This window comes from Rheinheimera soli, from assembly GCF_031457405.1.
In the GTDB taxonomy this organism is placed as follows: Bacteria; Pseudomonadota; Gammaproteobacteria; order Enterobacterales; family Alteromonadaceae; genus Pararheinheimera; species Pararheinheimera soli_A.
In genome coordinates this window covers 67,665-74,502 of record NZ_JAVDWR010000017.1, presented here as the reverse complement: position 1 = coordinate 74,502, position 6,838 = coordinate 67,665, and the positions used below count along the sequence as shown (strand labels likewise).

5 protein-coding genes are annotated in these 6,838 nt (G+C 47.0%); 4 read left to right on the top strand and 1 reads right to left on the bottom strand.

The window, feature by feature from the left end; all coding sequences use genetic code 11:
• The first annotated feature begins 534 nt into the window (after positions 1 to 534).
• On the top strand, positions 535 to 2,577 hold the full coding sequence (locus J2W69_RS17390) for a methyl-accepting chemotaxis protein (RefSeq protein ID WP_310280841.1): 2,043 nt from the start codon (positions 535 to 537) through the stop codon (positions 2,575 to 2,577).
• A gap of 29 nt (positions 2,578 to 2,606) precedes the next feature.
• On the opposite strand, the gene J2W69_RS17385 is transcribed toward J2W69_RS17390, so the two are convergent.
• Complete coding sequence (locus J2W69_RS17385) at positions 2,607 to 3,827, bottom strand: ROK family transcriptional regulator (RefSeq protein WP_310280839.1); 1,221 nt, start codon at positions 3,825 to 3,827, stop codon at positions 2,607 to 2,609.
• Positions 3,828 to 4,001: 174 nt separating this feature from the next.
• Here J2W69_RS17385 and J2W69_RS17380 point away from each other — a divergent pair, with 174 nt between their 5' ends.
• From J2W69_RS17380 to J2W69_RS17370, 3 genes are read left to right on the top strand one after another with little or no spacing between them, the layout of a single operon-like run.
• Entirely contained in the window at positions 4,002 to 5,063 is a 1,062-nt protein-coding gene (locus J2W69_RS17380) for a substrate-binding domain-containing protein (protein WP_310280838.1), read from the top strand.
• Between the two features lie 13 nt (positions 5,064 to 5,076).
• Positions 5,077 to 6,045, top strand: coding sequence for an ABC transporter permease (locus tag J2W69_RS17375; RefSeq protein ID WP_310280836.1), 969 nt, complete (start codon positions 5,077 to 5,079; stop codon positions 6,043 to 6,045).
• A complete protein-coding gene (locus tag J2W69_RS17370; protein ID WP_300930651.1) occupies positions 6,038 to 6,811 on the top strand; it encodes an ATP-binding cassette domain-containing protein in 774 nt (257 codons plus the stop codon). The genes J2W69_RS17375 and J2W69_RS17370 overlap by 8 nt, the downstream gene beginning before the upstream one ends.
• Positions 6,812 to 6,838: the final 27 nt, after the last annotated feature.

Below are 6,838 nucleotides of genomic sequence, written 5' to 3'. Positions count from 1 at the left end.
TGAAACGCAGCCGCGACGATGGTAGTGTGGCAGATGCCATGCGAGAGTAGTTCACCGCCAGGCTCCCAAATACAGAACCCCGCTCAGTGAGCGGGGTTTTTTATTTGCGTGAAATCCGGTGGTGGACCATTCGAGCAAGGCATCCCCCATGCGACCAGTTCGTCTGGAACGAACTGGAACGGCGCAGCCGGCCCGAAGGGTGGAGGGCAGGAGGCCCGGAATAATGTAGTTCACCGCCCCCGAATTCAGAGCTAATCCGCTGTTAAAATAGTTCACCGCCCACGAATTCAGAACAAATCCGCTTTTAAACTAACCAACAATTGCTTTAACGGCGCAATGCCTCCGGCGATTGCACCCGACATTTACTAAATCCCTCTCCCCAAAACAGCCCAATCGCACCAAAACAACTCATGAATATGCACCAATCTGATGCATCTAAATCATTGATTAAATTCACTTATTCATCAAAGTAAATTCAGTGGTAAAACCAGCTGCTTTATGTTTTTATAATGCTGTATCCATTTGGGGGCTGTTATGTCTTACATTAAAAATCTATCCATAAAACAAAAACTATTAGTGGCGGTAGGTGGCTCAGTTGCTGTGCTGTTAATGCTCTCTGCGCTTTTTACGGTGAACCATTTAAGCCAACTGACACGCCAGCAAGTACAGGCTGAGGTTGACTCTTTAGTCACTACTGAGTCGGTGAATATAGGTAAATTTTTTGCTGAGTACGCGCAGGTTGCCCGCACTTTTCTGGAGGCTCCGCAGTTTCAGGCCTGGTTTCAGGCTTACCCTGGCCGTAATGCTGAACTGAACTCAGTGCCTGGTTATCAGGACATCAACAACAGTTTTATTAAGATCAGTGAACGGGACCCCAATATACTATCGGCTTTTTTTGCACTGGATCGTAGTGCCGAATACTTTCGGGAAAGTTCCAGAACAGGTGTGGATAAAGAAGGGCCGGATGCAGGGGATATCAGCAAAGGCTATTTTGCAACCCAACGTCCCTGGTATAAGTTAAGTCTTGAACATAATAAGTTTTTTGTTGGCTCACCTTCTGCTGATTTCACCACTGGTATTGTGTCCGCAGTGGTAGAGGGGCCTGTGTATTTACCTGATGGCACTTTATTGGGGGTAGGTGGTCTGGATCTGCATTTGGATAAGTTAGGTAAACATGTAGAGCGTATTCGTTACCAAGGAGAAGGTTTTCCTTTTTTGCTGGATAACGCAGGACAAGTAGTGCATTTCTCAAAAGCTGCCGGTCTTGAAATCAAAGCCAATGATCCGCTGGACCTGTTAGATAAAAATATCGCTGATACAGCAGGTTTCAGCACATTGGCACAAGCAGCCAAAGAGCAAAAATCTGGTTTTACCAAAGTCAGTTTGTCAGGTAAAAGTTACTATGTGTCCTACCAGCCTGTCAGTCTCGAATTTCCGAAAATGAGCTGGCTGGTAGGTTTGTTAATACCGGCAGAGCTGATTGAAGCGCCAGTACAGCAAGCAACGGGTTGGGCGTTATTTGCCACCTTGCTCATGCTGGCAGTCATCACACTGGTTGTGGTATTGACGACACAACGTATTATTCGCCCTCTATCAGATTTAACCGAGGCAATGAAAGATATCGCCATCGGTGAAGGCGATTTGACCCGCACTCTGGCTATTCAAAGCTCGGATGAAGTTGGTGTACTGGCTCAGCATTTCAACAGCTTCATTGGCAAGTTGCGTTTGTCTTTACAAAGTACTTCAGAACAGTCGGCTTTGGTGCACCATTCCAGTCATCAGTTGAACAAGGTGGCTTCGCAAACGGATCAGGAAATTCAGAACAATAAACTGCAAATTGACGCTGTGTCTGCAGCTGTGACCGAAATGTCGGCCACTGTGCATGAAATTAGCCGCAACGCTCAGGAAACAAGCGCTGCTGCTTCTGCCGCGCAAAAACGTGGTACTGAAGGTTCCGCATTATCTCAGGCTGCATTACAGGATATGTCCGCTTTGGCGGGCACTATGGCTGATGCTGTAGACGTTGTGGTTGGCTTAGCAAAAGAATCCGAAAATATCGGTGCTGTAGTGGATGTGATCAAAGCCATAGCCGATCAGACCAACTTATTGGCGTTAAATGCAGCCATTGAAGCTGCGCGAGCTGGTGAACAGGGCCGTGGTTTTGCGGTAGTTGCGGATGAGGTTCGTTCTTTAGCAGGACGTACCAGCGAAAGCACAGGGCATATCCGTTCTATGGTGGAGAAGCTACAAACCATTGCCAAAGAAGCTGAGTTAAAAATGCAGCAAGGCCGCGAACAGACTCAGTTAAGTTCAGATCGGGCAAAAGCCATGCAAGGTGCTTTAGTCGCTATAGGGCAGGCGATTGAAGTGGTGCAGCAACAAAGCTCGCAAATTGCGGTAGCGACTCAGCAACAAGGTGTAGTGGCGGAAGAGATTAATCAGAATCTGCACCGTATTACCCAACTGGTGGATACGACTGCAGCCCATGCTGCTGAGCTAACTTCTGAGGCACAACAATTGGATCAGGCCGCCACGACGTTAAGCTCTGTGGTGTCTCAATTCAGAATTCATAGTTAATAACCAAATACCAGCAGGTGCCTGAACTATTAATCAGCGCCTGCAGGTGTTACTTCACTGAATACCAGTTGCTGTAAAGTTGAGAGCTGGCTGACTGGTGGCAGCATTAAAGCATGTTGCGCATCCAGCCGTATCGCCGCGTGTAGTGGTAAAGTAGCCAGACCTTGTAAGGCTACCTTTTCTACTTCAGGGGTTTTGATTAAACGTGGCACTGTTCTGCTGCCATGTTGAGCCACTGAAGGTATTAAAGGGCGTAACCTGCTGATCAATTTATCAAGAAACCAGGCGCTGACTTCGCCACCTAAAATGATGGTCTGGCAGTTAAAAATGCTTTCAAGGGTATGAATGGCAATACGCATAGGTTCAGCACTTTGTTCAAACCATAACTCCAGCTTGTCGGCTAACAATTCAGCCTCAGACCATTGATTACCTTCAGTATTCAGCTGTGTTTGCAGTTTTTTCTGTGCAAATTGCTGCAAAGAACTAACAGAAACAAAATCATTTAAACGGCCAAATTCACCGCTGTATTTGTCTTGTTCAGGTGTGACAAAAATCTCACCTAAAGCACCAGTCAGACCATTATGGCCCAATAAAATTCTGCGCTCGTAAACTACTGCAGCATCAACCTGCTGACCTAAATGGATATAACAAAAGCTTTGCAACGCCCGGGCTTCACCATGTAGTAAATGATAGGCGGCACAAGCTGCTGCGGTTTGTTCTGTCGCAACAGGCATTTTAAGCAGAGCAACCAACTGCTGCTGCAATAACAACATTTGTTGCTGTCGCTCTGTGATGTTTTGATCCGGCGAGACTTCAATAGTGAGACCCGCGCCCAATAATTGCAGAGCAGTCAACTGGTTGGATGCTAAAAGCTGCTGCAGCTGCTGTTCAATGACGTGCAATAACTGGCCAGCCTGAAAAGGCGCAGAGCATTGTGTAACCAAAGCCCCGGTCAAATAACATAAAGCCAGTTCCACTTGATTAGACTTCACTCGTACAGCCAGGCTGTAAGCCGCGTCATCGTTCAGAAGCAACTGAGTGGATGGTTTACCCACCCCCTCTTTTTTCACTCCGGTTTCTACTACTAATTGTTGTTGTAACAACTCGTCGACCAGATTGGTGATGGTTTGTTTTGTCAGGTAGGTCGCTCTGGCGATATCTGCTCTGGAAACGGGTCCCTGAGTGACAATCTGTGATAACACCAGTCGTAAATTCACTGATTTATTTTGTTTTGAATTCGAACCTTTCACTAACGACTAACCACCTGAATTTTGTGATGTGTTTATTGTACATACTTTACTGATGAACTGCTAAATGCAATGGTAGAAAGCTTTTTTGTTATTAAGTAAAAATGATTGACATATTAATGCTGCTCGTAATATAAACAACGGTATAGAAAGTAAACAGCATGGAGCAGGGGTTAGATGCGCGGTTTTTTCACTGATATGTTCACTATAAAAGGCTTGATGGTTTTATCTGTTGTTGTCAGCAGTTATGCACTTCAGGCCGTTGAGCTGAAGGATAGCAAAATGGCTGATTCTGTGTTGATGAGCCCAGAACAGCAACAGCAGATCCGTCAGATGAAATTGACCGCTGCTATGGTCTGGCATGGTTCCAGCCCCTGGATCCAGGCTGTGACTGCAGGTGCGAATAAAGAGTTTGCTGATTTAGGTATCAAAGTGCTGGCGGTGACTGATGCGCAGTTTGATCCGGCTCGTCAGGTTGCAGATTTGGAAAATGTCACAGTACTGAAGCCTGATTTGATTTTGTCTTTGGTGGTTGACCCAACCAGCGCTAAAACCAGTTACAGCAAAGTTGTTCAGCAGGGCGCCAAACTGGTGTTGTTAAGTAATCCTATTCCGGGTTTTGTATTGCACAAAGATTATGTCGGCATAGTGACAGACGATATGTTGGGCATGGGGAAACAGGCTGCTGTGGAGTTGTCGGCGCATTTTAATCAGCCAGCCCGTATCGGCATGATTTTTCATGATGCGGATTACTTTATTACCAACACCAGAGATAAAGCTTTTCGTCAGCAGTTAGCTCACTACCCTCAGTTACAGCTGGCCGCTGAAAAAGGTTTTGTCCGCGAGCAGGAAACAAGTCAGGTTGCTGCGGCTTTGATACTGCAACACTCTGATTTAGATGCAATTTACGTGTCATGGGATGCCGCTGCTGAAGGAGTGATTGAAGCCTTACGTTTAGCGGGTCGTAAAGACATTAAAGTGATCACTCACGATTTAGGTGTCAACAACCTGCTGGATATGGCGATGAAAGGCAATATGCTGGCGACCATCTCCGATCAGCCTTTTGTCATTGGCAGCACTATGGCGCGCCTTGCCGCTTTAAGTAAATTAGGGCAACAGGCTGCACCTTATACACTAGTGCCTTTTATGACGGTCACTGCCGACAATATAGCGCCAGCCTGGCAACAATCCTTTCGAAGTGACGTTCCCGCTTTATTACAACAAGTACTGAAACCTTAACGGAAAAAATTATATGTCTGGATTATTGCTGATGAGAGTACCACTACGACAGCTGTTATTACGCAAGGAAGCTTATATCTACTACATCTTCTTGCTGGTGTTGGTGTTGTTTGCTGTGCTGTTGCACGACACAGCGTTTTTATCCTTTGATAATTTTATGAATATTATCCGTCAGACCACCCCTATTACTGTGATGGCTGTGGCGCTTAGTTTTGCTTTGGCTGTGGGGCATATTGATTTATCTATTGGGGCTGTGGTTGCTGTCAGTGCTTTAGTGTCGGCATTGCTGTTGCAGAATTTTGGTATACCAGTCGCAGTTTGTGGTGCTTTGGCTGTGGGGGTGCTGGTTGGATTGGTGAATGGCCTGCTGACGGAGAAACTGCAGGTGTCGTCTTTGCTGATCACTTTAGGTTCTATGAGTGTGCTGGCGGGTTTTGCCCGTCAACTGACGAATTTAGAATCTGTGCCCATTATTAATCAGGATTTTAACTTCATGTTTGGCGGCGGTGATGTACTGGGTATACCGGTGTTATTGCTCTGGACTCTGGGTATAGCCGCTCTGGGGTATCTGGTGTTAAACAAGTTGCGGTTTGGCCGGCATTTACTGGCCGTAGGGGGCAGTCCGAATGCTGCCCGCGCTATGGGTATTCAGTTACAGCGCACCCGTGTTTATGCCTTGATGATCTCCGCTTGTGGTGCTGCTTTGGCAGGTCTTTTATATGCCGGTCGTTTGCAGGGGGCTCGCTACACCTTAGGCGAAGCCGATTTATTAACAGTGATAGCAGCTGTGGCTATTGGCGGCACCAGTTTGTTTGGCGGCAGAGCTTGTATTGTCGGAGCAGTTTTGGGCTCCTGGCTGATGGGCATGATTAATAACGGCCTGATTTTAAGTGGTTTTTCCACCAACGAACAAATGGTTGCCCGTGGCGTGATCCTGATTTTGGCTGTGGCTATTGGTGTGAAGGAGTCAAAAAATGGTTAGAACAGGCTTAGCACAAAAGGCACTGGAACTGAAAGGCATTACCAAGGAGTTTGGTGCGGTAAAAGCGCTGCAGGGCGTCAGTTTCAGTATTCATAAAGGCGAAGTTGTGGCTTTGCTAGGCGATAACGGCGCAGGGAAGTCGACACTGGTGCGCTGCATCGCCGGTTTGTACGCGCCGGATCAGGGCGAAATTCATGTGAATGAACAACAGGTGACTATCCGTACGCCTCAGGATGCCCGTGATCATGGCATTGAAACCGTATTTCAGGATTTAGCCATGATCCCGGATTTTGATATTGCTTCAAATTTATTTCTGAACAGAGAAATGCTCAGCAAAAATCCAATCTTGCGCTGGTTTGGCTGGCTGGATCAGCAGGGAATGCAGAAAAGAGCACGTAAGTCGTTAAATCGGCTGAATAGCCGCTTACCGGATTTTTCTGCCAAAGTCAGTACTTTATCCGGTGGTCAGCGTCAGGCTGTGGCTATTGCCCGCGCCGTGAATTGGGGGGCCGATCTGGTGATTATGGATGAACCTACCGCAGCCTTAGGGGTGGAGCAAAGTGCTCAGGTTAACGAACTGATTAAGTTGATCAGTTCTCAGGGCGTAGCCGTGTTGTTGATCAGCCACAATATGCAGCATGTGCTGGAAACCTGCGACAGAGCTGTAGTGTTGTATCAGGGGCGGTCAGTGGCCGATGTCGCTGTGTCAGATGTCAGCAAAGAAGATCTGGTGGCACTTATTACCGGCGCCAAAGTAGCAGCCTGAACCGCACAGGAGACAAATATGGAGTGG